This is a genomic window from Anaerovibrio sp. (assembly GCF_051866355.1).
Lineage (GTDB): Bacteria > Bacillota > Negativicutes > Selenomonadales > Selenomonadaceae > Anaerovibrio.
This window is the reverse complement of record NZ_JBJDWZ010000065.1, coordinates 1-17,171: the sequence shown is the minus strand read 5'-3', so window position 1 is coordinate 17,171 and position 17,171 is coordinate 1. Positions and strand designations below refer to the sequence as shown.

General features: G+C 53.4%; 15 protein-coding genes and 3 tRNA genes. 4 read left to right on the top strand and 14 right to left on the bottom strand.

What is annotated here, in order from left to right:
* The 3 genes from ACI3UA_RS03905 to ACI3UA_RS03895 all read left to right on the top strand — a co-directional run.
* A partial coding sequence (locus ACI3UA_RS03905; protein WP_439723520.1) for a 2-oxoacid:acceptor oxidoreductase subunit alpha occupies window positions 1-1,013 on the top strand: 1,013 nt, incomplete at its 5' end.
* Window positions 1,013-1,834 (top strand): 2-oxoacid:ferredoxin oxidoreductase subunit beta, encoded by an 822-nt coding sequence (locus ACI3UA_RS03900; protein ID WP_439723519.1) that lies wholly within the window; start codon window positions 1,013-1,015, stop codon window positions 1,832-1,834. The genes ACI3UA_RS03905 and ACI3UA_RS03900, both read left to right, overlap by 1 nt.
* Entirely contained in the window at window positions 1,834-2,358 is a 525-nt protein-coding gene (locus ACI3UA_RS03895) for a 2-oxoacid:acceptor oxidoreductase family protein (RefSeq protein WP_439723518.1), read from the top strand. The genes ACI3UA_RS03900 and ACI3UA_RS03895 overlap by 1 nt, the downstream gene beginning before the upstream one ends.
* 89 nt (window positions 2,359-2,447) lie before the next feature.
* Here the strand turns inward: ACI3UA_RS03895 and ACI3UA_RS03890 are convergent, their stop codons facing one another.
* From ACI3UA_RS03890 to ACI3UA_RS03880, 3 genes are all read right to left on the bottom strand, one after another.
* Window positions 2,448-3,095 carry an HAD family hydrolase gene (locus ACI3UA_RS03890; RefSeq protein WP_439723517.1) on the bottom strand — a complete coding sequence of 216 codons (648 nt, stop codon included), beginning with the start codon at window positions 3,093-3,095 and terminating at the stop codon, window positions 2,448-2,450.
* Window positions 3,096-3,113: 18 nt separating this feature from the next.
* Window positions 3,114-5,018, bottom strand: a complete 1,905-nt coding sequence (locus ACI3UA_RS03885; RefSeq protein ID WP_439723516.1) for a fructose-1,6-bisphosphatase — start codon at window positions 5,016-5,018, stop codon at window positions 3,114-3,116.
* Window positions 5,019-5,238: 220 nt separating this feature from the next.
* Window positions 5,239-6,549, bottom strand: coding sequence for a flagellin N-terminal helical domain-containing protein (locus tag ACI3UA_RS03880; RefSeq protein WP_439723515.1), 1,311 nt, complete (start codon window positions 6,547-6,549; stop codon window positions 5,239-5,241).
* A 207-nt stretch (window positions 6,550-6,756) separates the two neighbouring features.
* On the opposite strand from ACI3UA_RS03880, the gene ACI3UA_RS03875 reads away from it, so the two are divergent.
* Window positions 6,757-7,848, top strand: coding sequence for a hypothetical protein (locus ACI3UA_RS03875; protein WP_439723514.1), 1,092 nt, complete (start codon window positions 6,757-6,759; stop codon window positions 7,846-7,848).
* Between the two features lie 137 nt (window positions 7,849-7,985).
* Here ACI3UA_RS03875 and ACI3UA_RS03870 read toward each other — a convergent pair whose 3' ends face one another.
* The 11 genes from ACI3UA_RS03870 to ACI3UA_RS03820 form a co-directional block, all read right to left on the bottom strand.
* Window positions 7,986-9,131, bottom strand: a complete 1,146-nt coding sequence (locus ACI3UA_RS03870; protein WP_439723513.1) for an ABC transporter permease — start codon at window positions 9,129-9,131, stop codon at window positions 7,986-7,988.
* Window positions 9,128-10,225 carry an HlyD family secretion protein gene (locus ACI3UA_RS03865; RefSeq protein WP_439723512.1) on the bottom strand — a complete coding sequence of 366 codons (1,098 nt, stop codon included), beginning with the start codon at window positions 10,223-10,225 and terminating at the stop codon, window positions 9,128-9,130. Before ACI3UA_RS03865 ends, ACI3UA_RS03870 begins: the two co-directional genes overlap by 4 nt.
* A gap of 269 nt (window positions 10,226-10,494) precedes the next feature.
* Window positions 10,495-11,106, bottom strand: coding sequence for a DedA family protein (locus ACI3UA_RS03860; RefSeq protein WP_439723511.1), 612 nt, complete (start codon window positions 11,104-11,106; stop codon window positions 10,495-10,497).
* Window positions 11,107-11,197: 91 nt separating this feature from the next.
* A tRNA-Phe gene (locus ACI3UA_RS03855) sits at window positions 11,198-11,273 on the bottom strand.
* Window positions 11,274-11,277: 4 nt separating this feature from the next.
* Window positions 11,278-11,354 (bottom strand) — tRNA-Asp (locus ACI3UA_RS03850).
* A gap of 32 nt (window positions 11,355-11,386) precedes the next feature.
* Window positions 11,387-11,462, bottom strand: a tRNA-Val gene (locus tag ACI3UA_RS03845).
* A gap of 262 nt (window positions 11,463-11,724) precedes the next feature.
* Window positions 11,725-12,222, bottom strand: a complete 498-nt coding sequence (locus tag ACI3UA_RS03840; protein ID WP_439723510.1) for a methyl-accepting chemotaxis protein — start codon at window positions 12,220-12,222, stop codon at window positions 11,725-11,727.
* 188 nt (window positions 12,223-12,410) lie between these two features.
* On the bottom strand, window positions 12,411-13,610 hold the full coding sequence (locus ACI3UA_RS03835) for a sensor histidine kinase (protein ID WP_439723509.1): 1,200 nt from the start codon (window positions 13,608-13,610) through the stop codon (window positions 12,411-12,413).
* Entirely contained in the window at window positions 13,603-14,298 is a 696-nt protein-coding gene (locus ACI3UA_RS03830; RefSeq protein ID WP_439723508.1) for a winged helix-turn-helix domain-containing protein, read from the bottom strand. The genes ACI3UA_RS03835 and ACI3UA_RS03830 overlap by 8 nt, the downstream gene beginning before the upstream one ends.
* 119 nt (window positions 14,299-14,417) lie before the next feature.
* Window positions 14,418-16,535, bottom strand: a complete 2,118-nt coding sequence (ppk1, locus tag ACI3UA_RS03825; protein ID WP_439723507.1) for a polyphosphate kinase 1 — start codon at window positions 16,533-16,535, stop codon at window positions 14,418-14,420.
* A 1-nt stretch (window position 16,536) separates the two neighbouring features.
* Window positions 16,537-17,171: Ppx/GppA phosphatase family protein (locus ACI3UA_RS03820; RefSeq protein WP_439723506.1), on the bottom strand; the 635-nt coding region annotated here is incomplete at its 5' end.

Below are 17,171 nucleotides of genomic sequence, written 5' to 3'. Positions count from 1 at the left end.
AGGTTGGCGGCAAGTTTGTCCAGATGGAGGACGAGATTGCCAGCATGGGTGTCGTGCTGGGCGCTTCCCTGGCAGGCAAGAAGGCTCTGACCGCCTCCTCCGGCCCGGGTATTTCACTGAAGCAGGAGCTTATCGGCTACGCTGCGGCGGCAGAAATTCCTGTTGTTATCGTCAATGTACAGCGTGTGGGCCCTTCTACCGGCCAGCCGACCGCCCCTTCCCAGGGTGATGTTATGCAGGCGCGCTGGGGTACCCACGGCGACCATCCGATGATTGCCCTGTCTCCGTGGAGCGTCCGTGAGGCCTTTGATACCGCCGTTATGGCCGTAAATTATTCCGAGCGTTTCCGCACCCCTGTCATCCTCCTGATGGATGAGATTGTAGGACATCTCCGTGAGAAGGTTGAACTGCCTGATGCCGGCGAGATTGAGGTTTATCCTCGCCGCCAGCCGGACAAAACCCGCGCCGAGGGCTACCAGCCATACGCTCCTGCCGATGACCTCGTACCGAATATCGCTGATTTTGGCCAGGGCTATCACATCCATGTAACGGGCCTGATTCATGACGAAACCGGCTTCCCTGTAGGCAGCCCGAAAGTTACCCGCGAGGCTATCGATCGCATGCACAAGAAGATTGAGATTGCCCGCGATGAAATCACCCATGTAGAGGAATACTGCATGGAGGATGCCGAGTACGCCGTTGTTGCCTTCGGCGGCACCGCCCGTACTGCCTATGAGGCCGTGCTGGCCGCCCGCGAGAAGGGCATCAAGGTAGGCATGGTGCGCCTTGTAACCATCTGGCCTTTTGCCGACAAGGCAATCAAGGCTCTGGCGGCAAAGGTAAAGGGTATTCTGGTGGCAGAGCTGAACTACGGCCAGATTATCGGCGAGGTTGAGCGCGCCGCTGCCGGACAGTGCCCTGTCGAGCTTTGCGCTAAGTATGATATGACTATCTTCGAGCCTGAGGAAATCCTTGAGGGTATTGAAGACCTTGTTGCAGGAGGTAATAAATAATGGAAAGATCCTTTGAACAGTATTTTCGCCAGAACCGCCTGCCACATCTCTGGTGTCCAGGCTGTGGTAACGGTATTGCCACAAAAGCTATCGTCCAGGCCATTGAGAAGAAGGGACTGGATCGCGATAAGACCATAATCGTTTCCGGTATCGGCTGCTCCTCCAGAGCCTCCGGCTACATGGATTTTGATACACTGCACACCGCTCACGGCCGTGCCATTCCTTTTGCCACCGGCATCAAGCTGGCCAACCCTGAGCTGAATGTTATCGTCATCACCGGTGATGGTGACTGCACCGCCATCGGCGGCAATCACTTCATCCACGGCTGCCGCCGCAATGTTGACCTGACCGTGGTGCTGTTCAACAACAACATCTACGGCATGACCGGCGGCCAGGCCTCCCCGATGACCCCGACCGGCAAAAAGGCAACCACCGCACCTTATGGCGCAGTGGATCCTACCTTTGATGCCTGCAGGCTGGCAGAGGCTGCCGGTGCTACCTACGTGGCACGCTCCACTGCCTACCATGTGCCGCATCTCACCGACATGATTGCCGGCGGCATCGAGAACAAGGGCTTCTCCTTCATCGAGGCAATGGTTCAGTGCCCGACCGCTTTCGGCCGCAAGAACAAGATGGCAGATCCTGCCAAGCTGATGATGTGGATGCGTGACAATGCGGTTATGAAGGCTGCATGGGACAAGCTGCCTGAGGACAAGAAGTCCGGCGACAAGTTCCCTATCGGGCTTCTGTATCAGGATGAGGGCGTAGACTATGCTACTGCCTATGACCATGTAATTGAAGTGGCTGGAGGTGCAAAGTAATGAGAAAGCAGATTAGATTGTCCGGCTCCGGCGGTCAGGGTGTTATCACCGCTGCCATTATTTATGCCGAGGCTGCCGTTGCAGAGGGCAAGGAAGCAGTTCAGTCCCAGTCCTACGGCCCGGAGGCCCGCGGCGGCGCTTCCAAGTCCGAGGTCATCATCGATGACGGCCCTATCTACCATCCTCATGTCAAGACCCCTGACGTGGTGCTTGCCATGACCCAGAAAGCCGCTGACAAGTATTTTGGCGATTTGCACGAGGACGGTATTCTGGTGCTGGACACCGACCTGGTTCCGGAACCGCCAGCCTTTAAGAACGTAGTGCAGGTGCCGATTACCAAAATTGCCATTGAGCAGGTCGGCAAGTCACTCTTTGCCAATATCGTGGCACTGGGCGTACTGACCAAAATCATCGGCCTGGTGGATTTGGAAACCGTCAAGACTGCCGTTTCCCACCGCGTACCGCCTCATACCATCGAGGCAAATATGAAAGCGCTGCAGCTTGGCTACGACGCTGTAAAATAAACAACATATTCATTCCTATAAAAAATAACCGCTGGAGCATCGGCCATGATGCACCAGCGGTTATTTTCATATTACAAGTATTTCAATTTTTACAGCACAATTTCCTCATAGCTGTCAATAATCATATCTGCCCTGCTCAAATCCTGCGCGCCGGAGTTTGGATTTCTTATGGCGATACAGCGCATGCCGGCGGCCTTGGCCGCCATGACGCCCGCCCCTGCATCCTCAATCACCGTGCAATTTTCCGTCGCGACGCCCAGACGTCTGGCCGCCAGCAGATACACGTCCGGCTCCGGCTTGGCATGCTCCACCTCACTGCCGGCCGCAATAGCATCAAAATAATCCATGATGCCGAAGCGGTTCAGCACCAGCTGGATATTTGCCATGACGGAAGACGAGCCCAACCCTATCCTGTAGCCCTTTGCCTTCAGCCTTGCCAAAAGCTCAGGTATACCGGCAATCGGCTTCAGCCCGGCATCCTCGCGCAAAATCCTCTGATAAAGCTCGTGCTTCCTTTTGGCAAGTACCTCCCAGTCATCCCCCAGCTCCGGATATTTGGCAATCATGTCGCTGAAAAAAGACTTGGCACTTCTGCCCACATAGCTCCGCAAATCCAAATCAGCCTCGCTGACATCTACGCCAAAGGAGCGCACCGCCTGAACCTTGGTAACGGCATGGATGTGCTCGCTGTCAATAATAACTCCGTCCATGTCAAAAATAAACGCCTTATCACTCATACAATCAGCCCTTTCACCTTAATCCTGGGGCTTGATGGTCCCATTCTCATACGCCAGAAGCAGACTGTACAAATCCGTAATCTTCTCCTGAATGTGCTTGCCTTCGTCCGTATCGCCTACAGTAGTAACCTTTGACTGCAGTTCAATCGTGCGCGATACTGACTCAATATCCTTGTTGTTCCGAAGCGCCTCCCTGACATCAGCCACGTTCTGATGCTCCAGCAGGCGGAAGCCGCGGGAGTTAAAAATCAGGGTATAGCCGGAAATGCCCGTCTTCTTGTGATAAGCCCGGCAGAAGCCGCCATCAATGCACAGAGCCTTGCCGTCAGCCTTGATAGGCGTCTCGCCCTTGGCCACCTTCACCGGCACATGGCCATTGATGATATGCCCCTCCTTCGGATTCAGGCCGAATTCCTCAAGAATCGCCTCGCATATTTCCTCCTTGTCAATCAGCTCATAATAAGGGTCCGAAGGCTCCTTCCATGTGCTTTCATCCTCAAGGAACATCCGCTCAAAGGTGGTGAACTCGCGGCCGGAAATCGGCGACAGCAGGCCATTCCACAGGAACCACATAAAATCCAGTGCCCGCTGGTCCTTTCCCGACTGCGCACGGCGCGCCATCAGGTCACAGTAATCCATGTACTCCTTGCCCTTGTATACCTTGCCATCAAAGGTGACCTCCTTGAAGCTGCCATCCCAGTTCAGCGGCATACAGCCGTGGAACAGCAGATTCTGGTTACAGCAGGTATATACACTGCCCTTCTTGTAGATAAAATCCACATGCCGCCTGAGCCGCTCACTCTCGATGAAATACGACTTCAAATCCCCGATCATCTGCTTTTCTTCCTCGGTCAGCTCATAAGGGTTTTTCGGGTCCACGGTCGGAAAATACGCACTGGACAGCTCGTAGCGCTTGCCGTTGATGCGGTAGCAGCTGGCGTTGTAGTCCACATTCTGCAGCTGCAGGCGGCTCTCCATGCGAAAATCAGGGTTCCGAAGAATCAGCTGTCCCTCCAGCTTGAACATAATCATAGAAATCGCCTTTTCCGAAGCCTTGATAGGGTTTTCATCAGGATACATCCGCTGGGCGTACATGGTCAAAGGCCGCAGGCTGATGGCATAGCCCTTTTCCAGCACCTCGGTATTCTTGTAGCGCAGGCTGTTCCTGACCACGCCGGCAATACACACCTCACTGCCGCAGGCAGCTCCCATCCACAGGATATCGTGATTGCCCCACTGAATATCCAGCGAATGATACTCCAGCAGCATATCGAGAATCGTATCAGGGCGGTTGCCCCTGTCAAAGAAATCGCCAACAATGTGCATATGCCCCACAGCCAGGCATTTGATAAGCTGGGTCAGAGCCACAATAAAATCCTCGGAGCCACCTACCTGCACAATCATGTTTTGGAGCCTCTTGCTGTACAAAAACTGCGCCCTGTCCGCCTCCGGATGGGTATTAAAAAGCTCCGTTATCACGCTGCGGTAGTTCTTCGGCACAAAGCTCTTCACCTTTGCCAGCGGATATTTGTAGGTCATCAGCTTGCTGACCTCCAGCAGGCGGGACAGGTTTTCACGATACCACTCCGGCGTGTTTTTTCTCTCCGCCTGCAGCTGCTGCATCTTTTCCACCGGATAATAAATCAGGGTGCAGAACTCCGCCTTTTCTTCCGTGGTCAGCCGCGCCCCGAAAACATAGTCCACCTTCTCCTTGATAACGCCTGAGCAGTTATTCAGTATATGATAAAAAAGCTCGTACTCGCCATGCAGGTCACTGACAAAATGCTCAACCTCCTTCGGCAGGCACAGGCTGGCCTGCAGATTTATCAGGTCAGCATACACCGCTTCCTTCGTCGGATATTTTTCCGCCAGCAGATGCAGGTACTTCTGCTTCTGCCTGTGCATAGAACTCTGTGAAGCCATCATATATTTCACCTTCCCTCTAAAAGCTAAAACTCACCCGTATTTATATATTCGTCACACAAATCTTTTTTCCTGCTATGCCCGGCTTATTTCTGTAAAAAAATAAAATACTACCCATGCCTGCAGGCACGCGGCACTATCAGGCAGGCAAGGCAATAACCAAAAGCCGCCTGAAAAGCACCGGGGCAAAGCCACGGGTAGTATAGAGCAAATTTTAATGTCAGCCCAGCAGATTCAGGAACCAGCTGGAATTCTGATAGGACTGTGCCAGCATGGCCTGGGAGGCCTGCATGAGGATATTGTCGCTGGTATACTGGGTAAGCTCCTTGGCAAGATCCGCACCAATCAGGGTAGTCTGGGCCGCAGTAAGATTTTCTGTCTCAGTTGTCAGATTGCTGTAGGTATAATCAAGGCGGCTGCTGAGCGCCCCCACATTGGTGGACTGCTCCAGAACCTTGTTGATGGCGTTGTCAATAACGCTGATGGCGGCATTGGCATCCTTCACGGTACCTACACTGAGATAGGAGCCGTCGCTGCCAATCAGCCCCAGTGCGCGGGCGGAAATGTTGCCAAGACCTGCCTGCACGGACTGATTTGCCTCTGCACCTACCTGCAGGGTCAGGGAATTGTCCCCCCGCTGGTCTGCGGCGCTGATGCTCTCCGCAAAATCGCTGAGCACGTTGTTGACGGCCTTCTTCTCGTTGCCGCTGGCATCCGTCACGGAAATATTGAAGCCGGAAATCTCCCCGGCCAGTCCCGCCTCTGCCGCCTTGACGGTAATGGCGTTCTTGCCGTCCACAGTTTCCTGCAGCTTGCCTGCGGTATTGATGCCAATCTCACTGGTGGAGCCCAGATTGGTGTCAAATACATCACCGCCACCGGCATTGTTGGCATTCTTGAAAATATCTTCCAGCGTGGTATCCCCGGCAGTATAGCTGGTGTGATAGGTCTTGCCATCCTTTACATAGGACACATTGATGGTATCAGTGGAGGCAATACCCAGATTGTCACCAGCGCGGCGGGTAATGTCGGTCAGCTTGGTACTGCCCGTTACCTCGGTGCCCAGGCTGGTGTTGGTATAGGCCTGGGTCGTCAGCTGGGTTGCCGAGTTGTTGCTGCCGTTCATGAGCGCCATACCGTTGAACTCCACCAGCGAATTATCCGTAATCTGGTCGATATACTGGTTCAGCTCCTTCTGAATGTTGGCCCTGTCACTGTCCTGCGCGGTAGAATTAGCCGCCGCCAGTGCCTTTTCCTTCATGGTGGTGAGAATATCCAGCGTATTGCTCATGGCGCCATCTGCCACCTTCAGCATGCTGGAACCAGTCTGGGTATTGGACGCCGCCTGCTCCAGACTGCCGATACGAACCCCCATGTACTTGCCGATAGAATAAGTAGACGCATCATCTGCGGCACTGTTTACTTTGTTGCCTGTCGCTATAGCAGTAGCATGCTTCATAGCCGACGAATATCTCATATTCAGCTGGTTGAGAAGCGAAAGCTGCTGTGCATAGCTGCCAATCGTTGCCATAATAATTCCTCCTTGAGCCTGTGATGTTCTGACATCCATGTCGCGATAATCCTAGTCTTTGTACTTATCATATCGTCATGTATAGCTTAAATCTTAAATGCTTCAAAAAATATTATATCTGTAAAAAATCCCCAAAATGTAGTATAATGTTTGCGGTTTATTTGCAATATTGGCAATCATGAAGCTTTGGAGGGGAATTGACATATAATGGGAAATTTCGATTGGCAGGAGCAGCTGGAAAAACGGCGCAGGCGGACAAGATATGAAAGAATCGGCACCCTTGTGCTGGTGGTTTTTATTCTGGGCTTTTCCCTGTGGCGTGTTTTCTACGTTGATACGCCGGAATATGCCCTGGACAAGCTGAGCAGGGCGATGGAAACGCATGATGCGGAGGATTTGGAGAAATACTGTGACATAGATTCCCTTGTCGGGTACGCCTACGATGATCTGACCCGCGACATGTTTGCCCAGGATGCCAAGCTCTCCGACCAGACAAAGGTAATGTTTGAACAGTTCTACATAAAAATAAAACCGCAGGTGACAGCCGGAACCCATCAGCTTCTGCTGGCCTACGCAGACAAGGGCACATGGCCACAGCCCGGCGGCGACAATATACTGAAGGGACGGCAGCTGGGCATAGACTACGAATATCTGATTGAACGCTCCCAGCTGAGAAACACCAGCTTCGTAAAAATTGAAAGCGTCAGCCACACCAGGGATACTGCCCTGGCCAAAGTACAGGTACGGGATGAATATACCGGCACCATGTTTACGCTGAACCTGATGCTGAACCAGCGGGAGGACAACTGGCAGGTCACAAAGATACTGAACTACCGCGATTTTCTTGATTTCATAGGGCCTATCCAGACCTCCGGCCTCATGGCATACACCAGGGCAACAGCGGATATCATTGACAAGTACAATGATATCCTTGACACCCAGCAGACGAATTTCAGAAAAATGACTGCCACGGAAAACGGACGGCTTACAGCCTCCCAGCGGGACAAACTGACAGGCTACATCAAATCCGACATCATTCCTGCCCTGGAAAAGCGCCAAAAGGAGCTGGACGAGGTGCCGGTCAATGACGGAGCGCAGTATCTAAAAGGACTGCGCACTCAGGAAACACAGCTCTCCATTGCCAGCTGGCAGCACTTCCTCACTGGCATTGACAGCGACGAGCCAGCCGAGCTGAACACCGCCAAGGCCCTCCATGCCGAGGCCCTTGATATTCAGCACCGCATTGAGGATATCCTGAAAAACAGCGCCGTCAGCAGAATTTCCAAGACCATTCCATAATGTGGCCGGTATAGCCTGCGCAAGGCTGTACAAACCGAAGCCGCAGTGTATAAGCACGCATATCAAAAGCCTTCATCCTACAGGCGGCCGCCCGTGGGATGAAGGCTTATTTTTTGTCCCTGCTTTATAAATAACTCTTACGTTTCAGCAGCCAGCGGCATATCCGCCTCCCTGGCCGCCAGCTTCTCCTGCTCCTTGTGGAATTTCCACATAAAAACAGCCACGATTATACCCAGATAGAGCAGAAACTGCCCGATGGTCACGGCGCAGTCCATAAAGCCCGCTCCCCGGAACACCACATCCCGGATAAACTTGAATTCCCAGGTCAGCGGAAAAATCTGGTTGAACCAGCGCACCCATTCCGGCAACAGCGTCAGCGGCACGCCGTAGCCGCCAAAGATAAAGCCGCCCGGCACAAAAAGAATCATCCTGCTGCCCGCCGCTCCCGGATGAGGGCAGTCCCAGCCAAAGAGGATGCAGAGCAGGCTCAGTCCCCAGATAAAGAGCGCCTGCACCACAAAAAACAGGACGATACTGCCGTTGAAATTCATATCGCCCCAGAGGCGCAGGATGACATAGCCCAGAAAATTGGCTCCCAGCCACAGGAAGCAGTAAGGAACCGCTCTCTGCATCAGGTCAAGGGCCATGCCCCGCCTGAGAGTGAGATAATACTTCCCTTCCAGCTTCAGCCTCGGTATCAGGCTCAGCATGGCAAAGGCGAAGAACATGCAGGAGAAAAAGGTCAGGAAGCCCACCACCTCACTGTTGGCCGCGGAATCATGGGGATTGAACAGCAGCCTGTCCACCAGCAGCATGCCGCCTTGCAGGCTTTCACGGCCGGACGCCTCCGGATTGTTTGCCTCTGCCACAATCTCATTCAGCGCCTCCCGCACGCCGCTCAGGGAGGCGGAGCTGGTATTGTCATAGAATACCCCCACCTCGCAGGCCTCGCCGTTATAGTGCTTCTTTTCCAGCCCTTCCGGCAGGTAGACCACGGCATAGTTACTGTCACGATACATCAGGGTCCTTGGATCTGCGGGGCTGTTCAGCACAGCCCGCACCTTTAGAAAGCGGGAAACATCCAGCTTCTGCACCAGCTCCCGGCTGTAGCGTGAGTTATCCATGTCTATCACCGTAATCGGCGTATCCTTGGCGTAATTCATGCCCATCATCACGGTAAACAGCACCGTAATCACCAGCGACACCATAAAGGCGATTTTCTCGTAGGGCATGCCCCTGCCTATCAGCAGACAACGAAGCTCATCCCGAAAGGACTTCATCATTTCAGCTTCACTCCTATCGTCATGCCCGGAATCACGCCCTCCACAGGCTCAGTGTAAATCCTCATCTGGAAAGCGGTCAGATCAGCCTGCCCCTTTTCGCGGGTCATCTTCAAATCCGCAAAGCCCGGCGCCTGGGTTAGCAGCCTGATAGTGCCGGGAACCTCCCTTTCCCCGCTGACGGTAACGCCTGTTATGCTGTCGCCTTCCCTATATTTGTCCACGATATCCTCGCCAATGTAGATATCATAGTAGTATCGCCTGGTTTCCATGAGGATTACCGGCGTATTGGCATTGACCATCTCCCCCTCCTTGGCAAGGATTTTTAAAATCCTGCCATCCTCCGGAGCGCGGAGCGTCAGCCTGTCCTTTTTGACCTGCAGCTCCTTCAGCTGGGCTTCCAGTGCCTTTTTCTGCTGTCTGAGCGCCTCCACATCATGCAGGCGGTTCCCTGCGCTCTGACGCTGCAGCGCTATGGTCGGCAGGGACAGGCTGTCCGTATCGCCATTATCATAGCTTCCGGCCAACAGCTTGCTCAAAAGCTGTCTCTGCTGGGTGACATTGGCGGCGGCCACATCCAGCGCCATGCGGGCATTATCCAGCTCCGCCTGGGCGATGGCGCCCTCACTGACCAGGCTGGACTTTCTCTGATAATCCAGCCTGCTGTTGGCGTAGGAGGCCTCCGCCGCACTGACCGCCGCCCTCTGCTGGTCAATCTGGCGGAAGCTCTGCTGTTCGTCCGTATCCGCCTGATGCATGGAGATGGCCGCCGTACCGGCAGCAGACCTTATCTGCGCCTCCAGCTGGGCAAGCTGTGCCTCCATCTGCTGGATGGACAAATCAATATCCGTGCTGTCCAGCACCATCAGCACATCCCCCTTCTTCACCTCCTGGGCTTCCTGCACGGCCTCGTTCACCAGCCTGCCTCCCACGGAATCAAAGGAAACCTGCACCTGCTCCGCAGTCAGTATGCCCTCCTTCTTCTCCGTAGCCAGCACCAGCGCGTCATTGCCTGTATACATCAGCAGAAGCCCCGCAATGACTATTACCGCCACAAAGATGATATTAAACTTGTTTGCCTTTCTTTTTTTGTCCATAAAAGCAAAATCCTCCCTTGCGCTGACGGCATGCGTTTGCCTCACTTTTCCTGACGCATAACAATACATACAGTCTGCATTATATATGCAGGTGCAAAATAAAACACCGCCTGACACTGTATCAGTCAGCGGTAAGAACAGTTAACCGTCTCTGCAATTACCCGATACAGTATCAGCCGGTGATATTTCCCCAAAGGGCGACGCCATCCAGCAAATATGATGTTTTAAAACATAACTATTATACTAAGAAAAACTTAATTTGTAAAGTATCAATGGACTCTCTTCTTCTTTTTTCTCTTGTACCGGGCATATAGCACAATACAAATAATTACGAGGACAGCCGCTACAGCCAGGCTGATTTCATGGCCGACCTCCATCATGACCTTCCAGCCCTCGCCCAGCATCATGCCGATAAACAAAATCAAGGCTGTCCATGGCAGGGAGCCGATGAACGTATAGAAAAAGAACTTTTTCATATCCACATGGGCAAAGCCTGCCGGCAGGGAGATAAAGGTGCGCACCACCGGCAGCATGCGGCTGAAAAACACCGCCTTGATGCCGTATTTATCAAACCATTCCTGGGCGATATCCACATGGGATTTTTTCACGAAGAAATACTTGCCGTACTTGTCCACGAAGGGACGCCCGCCGTAATGCCCCACATAGTAGGCAAAATAGGAGCCAGCCATGCCGCCCACCATACCTGCCACCATCGCCATAGTGAAGGTCATGCGCCCGGCATAAATCATATATCCCGCAAAGCCCAGAATCAGCTCGCTGGGAACGGGTATGCAGGCATTCTCCATCGCCATGAGGATAGCCACCGCATAATACCCCCAGGCATCTATAAACTGCAAAAACACATCGGTAAACTGTGACATAAAAGTTCCTTTCCTTGCAATTCCTTACACAAATCTTACAATACACCTATATACAAAAAAAGAGCCCCGAACCGGACTCTGCAAAAAGAAATGGTGCCTCAGAGCGGAATCGAACCACTGACACGGGGATTTTCAGTCCCCTGCTCTACCAACTGAGCTACCGAGGCATAATGGCGACCCGAAGGGGACTTGAACCCCTGACCTCCGCCGTGACAGGGCGGCATTCTAACCAACTAAACTACCGGGCCAATGTTAACGCAGGCAACCCTGCGGAGTTTTATGGTGGGCGCTAACGGGATCGAACCGCTGACATTCTGCTTGTAAGGCAGACGCTCTCCCAGCTGAGCTAAGCGCCCCTAAAACCATGAGTAACCCTCACTCACAAGCCAAAATTATATCGGAACAGGCGCCATTTGTCAACACCTTTCCCAATATTTTTTGCACAAAAACGCTCCCCGCCTCACAGGGCATCACCCGCAAGGGGAGGATATATAAAATATCCTGCAGCGAGGAAACTCTAAAATGCTGCACCGTCAATGGCCACGGCTTCGCCGGGCGAGCATGGCGCCTATCAGTAAAACATCGCTACACTGCAGGATATCTAAAACAAAATAACTGCTACATCAGCTTCTTCAGGTCATCAGCCGCCGAGGTAACCTTGCCGAGATTGCTGGAAATGGCCTTGGCTCCCTGGGCCTGCTGCTGGCCGATAGCGTCAATGGTGTTGATGGACTGGGCTATGTCATTAACCGCCTTGTTCATCTCGTTCAGGGTCTTCTTGATGCTCTCGGTAGCCGCCCTGGACTGCTCTGCCAGCTTCCTTACCTCCTCGGCTACTACCGCAAAGCCCCTGCCCTGCTCACCGGCACGGGCCGCCTCGATGGAGGCATTCAGGCTCAGGAGGTTCGTCTCCTCGGCAATATCGGTAATAATGCTGATTGCCTTCAAGGTTTCAGTGTTCTTTTCCTTCAAAAGCTTGGCCTGGGCCACGGAGGCCTCGCCGGCGCTGGCAAACTCATTGGACTTTCTGGCCAGCTCCTCCACATCCCTATATAACTGCTTCACCGAGGAAGCTATCTCATCCACCAAAAACTTCTGCTCATCCTGTGTTGCCATGACTAATAATTCCCCTTTCCTGTGTGCCATCTTCTATATAAACAGTTTCCGTTAATAAGTAAGTCTCGCACCAACATCTTTCTATTTCTTCATATTCGCCATCTATATGAAAAATCCTTTTTTTTTCAAAAAAAAAGCAGAAGTAAGATAAAATTCCTGCTTCTGCCTGCCAAAATGTTATTATGTCCTTAAAATTTCACCGTTATCAGCGTACCTTCGCCCACGATGCTGTCTACCTCCAGCTTCGCATTATGGAGCCTGGCCGCATGCTTGACGATGCTCAGCCCCAGGCCGGTGCCGCCTACCTCCTTGGAATGGCTCTTGTCCACCCGGTAGAACCGCTCAAATATCCTGTTCCTGTCGCGCATCGGTATGCCGATGCCGCTGTCGCGGACGGACACCCGCGGATGCCCTGATATCTCGCTGACCTCCACCAGCACACTGCCATCCGGCTTGTTGTACTTGATGGCGTTCTCACAGATATTGAACAGCATGCTGTTCAATAGATGCGGAATCCCGCTCATGGTCACCTGCTGGCCTATCAGCTCTATGGTGATGTTGTTTTCAGCCGCCATCGGCTCCAGATGGGCAAGCACGCCCTCCGCCAGCTGATAGAGATTCACGGAGGATTTGGTGGTGTTTTCCTGCCCCTCGTCCAGCCGTGACAGGATGATGATGTCCTGTACCAGCTTTATCATGCGCTGTGCCTCGTTGTAGATTTTTTCGGCAAAATAGCCAGTATCCTGCTCCATTACCATGCCATTCTTCAAAAGCTCCGCAAAGCCGGAAATGGCATGCAGGGGCGTTTTCAGCTCATGGGACACGTTGGCCGTGAACTCCCGTCGCAGGGCCTCGGTTTCCTCCTGATTGGCCTTTTTCGTTTCCCTGGCCGCCAGTGCCACGGAAGCACAGATTACCACCAGAAGTATGGCGCCTATAGGCAGTGCCATGTCCCAGATGACCATAAAGATGGTATGCTGGGGCATGCTGAGGCGCAGGATGGAGCCATCATGCAGCCGCTTGGCCGAGTACAGCATTCTGGCGGTCATGGTGCCGGAGTAGCGCTGGCTCTCGCCATAGCCCCTCCACAGGGCCGCCTGCACCTCCTCCCTCTCCAGATGGTTTTCCATCTGGCTGGCAGTCATGTCGCTGTCATATATCACATCGCCGTTGGGAGAAATCCAGGTCACGCGGTAGTTCTCCTTGGGCAGCCGGGAAAGGTATTCCGCCTGCAGCTCATCCACCGCCAACGCCGCCATCTCGGTTTCCGTTTTCAGCTGCTGGCGCTGTATGTCCGAAAAATACGTGAACATCGTGCCCATAATCAGCCCCGCGGCGAGCAGGAATGCCATCAGCGCGCCGCCCACAATCCCAAGATACCTATGCATGGGGAACCTCCAGCCGGTAGCCTACACTGCGCACGGTCTTGATGGCACTGCCCCACTCACCCAGACGGGTGCGCAGACTGCTGATATGCACATCCACCGTGCGGCTCTCCCCCATGTAATCAGTATCCCAGATGCGGCTCAGGAGCTTGTCACGGCTGAAAGCCATGCCCGGATTTTCCATGAACAGCTTCAAAAGCTCGAACTCCTTCAACGGCATCTCCACCGGTTTTCCATTGACTGTCACTGTATGCTGGGACAGATTGACCTCAACGCCGCCGAACACCAGGCTTTCCTCCCCCTGCTTCGGCTCACTGCGCCTGAGAACCGCCTTAATCCGTGAAATCATCTCCATCATGCCAAAGGGTTTGGCCAGATAATCATCCGCCCCCAGGTCCAGTCCCTTTACCTTGTCGTACTCAGTGCCCCTGGCAGTGGCCATAATCACCGGCACCTCTGCCGTAGCCGGATTGGAACGCAGTTTTTGCAGAATAGAAATCCCGTCCTCTCCGGGCAGCATAATATCCAGCACGACCAGCCTGGGCATTTTCCCATCGCCTGACCTTGCCAGCTCCAGCGCCTGCCAGAACTCACCTGCTTCAGAAAACCCCCTGCCCTCAAAGCCGGAAGCCCGCAGGGTATACAGCATCAGCTCCCTGATGCTGTCATCATCCTCAACACAATAAATCATAGCCTACCACCCAACACAGATAATATTTTTGCTTTTAGCCAGTTTACCACTTTGCCGCCGCTTTTTCAAATTTTACACTCTGCTGATTGATAAACCGGAACGGATTTGGCCGCCGTACCTTAACCGCGGCTTTCCTCCATCAGCTTCGCCTGGGAATCCAGCAGGGTATCTCCCGGCTGAACCTGCGGCAGGTAATACTCACCATCCGCATCAATATTTCTCGCCTTGGTGTTGTCGGAGAGCTGCAGCTGCAGCATATCCCAGATTTCCTGCTTGACGCCGCCATCAAAAATCGGCGCCGCCACCTCGACGCGGTTCTCCGTGTTCCTTGTCATCCAGTCAGCAGAGGCAATGTACATCTTTACATCGCCCATATCGCCAGCCTCACCCGGCTGCCCGAAGCAGAATACCCGCGGATGCTCCAAAAATCTTCCTACGATGCTCCTGATGTGGATGTTGTCAGTCAGCCCCGGACGCTCCGGCACCAGACAGGTAATGCCGCGGACAATCATATCCACCCGTACCCCTGCCTGTCCGGCTTCGTACAGGGCATCAATCAGCTGCCTGTCCGTCAGGGAATTCATTTTCAGCAGGATATAGCCCTGACCGCCGTTCTGCACCTTGCTGATTTCTCCCTGTATCATCTCCAGCAGGCTCTTTTTCAGGTTGACAGGCGCTACCAGCAGTTTCTGGTACTCGCCCCACAGATTGCCGATGCCCATATTCCTGAAGAACATGGAGGCATCCCGGCCGATGGCATCATCCGCTGTCAGAAGTGCCAGATCCGTGTAGAGCTTGGCTGTCTTGGCATTGAAATTGCCTGTGCCGATATGGGTAATGTATTTTACGCCGTTTTCGCTGGCAGAGCGATAGGTAATCAGGCAGACCTTGGCATGCACCTTGTAGCGGTCAAAGCCGTAGAGGATGCGGCAGCCGGACTCCCGCAGGTCGTTTACCCAGCTGATGTTGTTTTCCTCATCAAACCGCGCTTTCAGTTCCAGCAGGACGGTGACATCCTTGCCCATCTCCGCCGCCACCATCATGTAGTTCATCAGCTTGGCGTGTCCCTTGCCGATGCGGTAGATGGTGATTTTAATGGACAGCACATCAGGATTGTACACTGCTTCCTTTACCAGCTGCAGCAGAATCCCGAAATCATCATACGGGTATTTCAGCAGTACATCCTGCCTCTTGACCAGCTCCAGCAGGCTGTCACCATCCTCCAGCCGGAATTTTTCCTCGCAGGCAACCGGCTCATAAGGAGCGTAGTACATCTCCTGCCGCATGGTTTCTGTCAGGTTGTCGGCCAGCCCGTATACATAGTCCAGCGTCAGCGGCGCAGTGGTGGAAAATACCTGGGAAGAGCCTATCTTGTAGCGGTCGATGAGGTATTCCGCAATCAGGGACTTGCCCCGGCTCCTGATTTCCAGGCGCACAGGGGTGAGGTGCTTGCGCTTTTTCAGCGCCTTCTTCATGGCCTCCAGATAATCTCCGGCCTCCACCTCTTCTTCCTCAAGGTTGATGTCGGCACTTCTGGTAATGGCGAACACCGCCTTGTCCATCACCGGATAGCCCACGAAAATCTTGTCGATGAATTCCTCGATAATATCCTCCAGAAGGATAAACTCCGTCTTTTCCTTGCTGAGATAAACCACCCTATCCAGCATCTCCGGCAGGGGAATAATGCCCAGAATCAGCTTTTTCTTGCCTTTCAGCACCGCGGAAATGTACAGCTTTTTGTTGTCAAGGTGCGGAAAAGGATGGTGCTTGTCAATAATCTGCGGTGAAAGCACCGGCAGGATGCGCTCCTGAAACATCTCCTCCAGACAGGCATACTGCTTCTTGGACAGCTCGTGGATGTTGGCATGGCCGATGCCCTTTTCCAGCAGCTTGCGCCGGAGATAGGCAAATACCCTGTCACGCTGTCCGTAAAGCTCCCGTACCGTATCAAATATGGCGTTGAGCTGTTCCCGCGCCGTCATGAGGCTCTTGTTGTCCACTTTTTTTGCATCCATGGCCTCAAGGCTCAAAAGACTGCCCACGCGCACCATAAAGAATTCATCCAGATTGCTGGTAAATATCTCTACGAACTTCATCCGCTCGCACAGGGGAACATTGCTGTCCTCCGCCTCTTCCAGCACGCGCTTGTTGAATTTCAGCCAGGACAGCTCCCTGTTCTGGGTATAGCTGGTTGAAAATTTCTTACTGTTCTGTTCATTCGGTTCAATCTGACCCATCTTATTCTCCCGCCTTCTCCTCAAATTTTTCCTCTGCCCCGCTTGCCAGAGCAGGCGAATCACTCGTCTCAATGTCCTCAGCCTGATTATCTTCTTCATGCTCACCTACCAACTCATCCTGACCCAGCTTGCCTTTTTTCAGCACATAGTTATACATAAAGCCCTCGCGGACACCTGTCTGGGCCACCAGAATAGACTCACACTTAAACCTTTTTGCCACGGCGTAGAGAATAATCATGCCCGGCAGGATGGTGCGTATTCTGTCCGGCACCACGTCCAGCAGCAGCCCCATGTTCCTGATGAACTTTTCCCGGTTCTCCTTCTGCTCCATGGCCTTGATGATATAGCCCACATGGGAAACCTGCAGCAGATTTTCCGCGGCACTCTTGCCGAACAGCAGCTGATCCAGTTTCAGGGCGGCGCGCACCGTGCCGCCTACGCCGCACATGAGCTTGTATTTGTTCTTGCCGTCAAAGGCCTTGATGCCGTCCAGCTTTTTCAGGAAATCCGCCCGGATGAGGTGACGTTCCTCCTTGGTAGGCAGAATCCCCTTCACATACTTGTTGTAGCTGTTCAACGAGCCCTTGGCAATGCTGACGGCGCTGAGGATTTTGCCATCCTTGTAGGCAACCAGCT

What these genes read in the sequence shown, in the direction of transcription:
- ACI3UA_RS03900 (WP_439723519.1), top strand. Translation starts at nt 1,013, where the DNA reads ATGGAAAGATCCTTTGAACAGTATTTTCGCCAGAACCGCCTGCCACAT.
- ACI3UA_RS03895 (WP_439723518.1), top strand. Translation starts at nt 1,834, where the DNA reads ATGAGAAAGCAGATTAGATTGTCCGGCTCCGGCGGTCAGGGTGTTATC.
- ACI3UA_RS03890 (WP_439723517.1), bottom strand. Translation starts at nt 3,095, where the DNA reads ATGAGTGATAAGGCGTTTATTTTTGACATGGACGGAGTTATTATTGAC.
- ACI3UA_RS03885 (WP_439723516.1), bottom strand. Translation starts at nt 5,018, where the DNA reads ATGGCTTCACAGAGTTCTATGCACAGGCAGAAGCAGAAGTACCTGCAT.
- ACI3UA_RS03880 (WP_439723515.1), bottom strand. Translation starts at nt 6,549, where the DNA reads ATGGCAACGATTGGCAGCTATGCACAGCAGCTTTCGCTTCTCAACCAG.
- ACI3UA_RS03875 (WP_439723514.1), top strand. Translation starts at nt 6,757, where the DNA reads ATGGGAAATTTCGATTGGCAGGAGCAGCTGGAAAAACGGCGCAGGCGG.
- ACI3UA_RS03870 (WP_439723513.1), bottom strand. Translation starts at nt 9,131, where the DNA reads ATGATGAAGTCCTTTCGGGATGAGCTTCGTTGTCTGCTGATAGGCAGG.
- ACI3UA_RS03865 (WP_439723512.1), bottom strand. Translation starts at nt 10,225, where the DNA reads ATGGACAAAAAAAGAAAGGCAAACAAGTTTAATATCATCTTTGTGGCG.
- ACI3UA_RS03860 (WP_439723511.1), bottom strand. Translation starts at nt 11,106, where the DNA reads ATGTCACAGTTTACCGATGTGTTTTTGCAGTTTATAGATGCCTGGGGG.
- ACI3UA_RS03840 (WP_439723510.1), bottom strand. Translation starts at nt 12,222, where the DNA reads ATGGCAACACAGGATGAGCAGAAGTTTTTGGTGGATGAGATAGCTTCC.
- ACI3UA_RS03835 (WP_439723509.1), bottom strand. Translation starts at nt 13,610, where the DNA reads ATGCATAGGTATCTTGGGATTGTGGGCGGCGCGCTGATGGCATTCCTG.
- ACI3UA_RS03830 (WP_439723508.1), bottom strand. Translation starts at nt 14,298, where the DNA reads ATGATTTATTGTGTTGAGGATGATGACAGCATCAGGGAGCTGATGCTG.
- ppk1 (WP_439723507.1), bottom strand. Translation starts at nt 16,535, where the DNA reads ATGGGTCAGATTGAACCGAATGAACAGAACAGTAAGAAATTTTCAACC.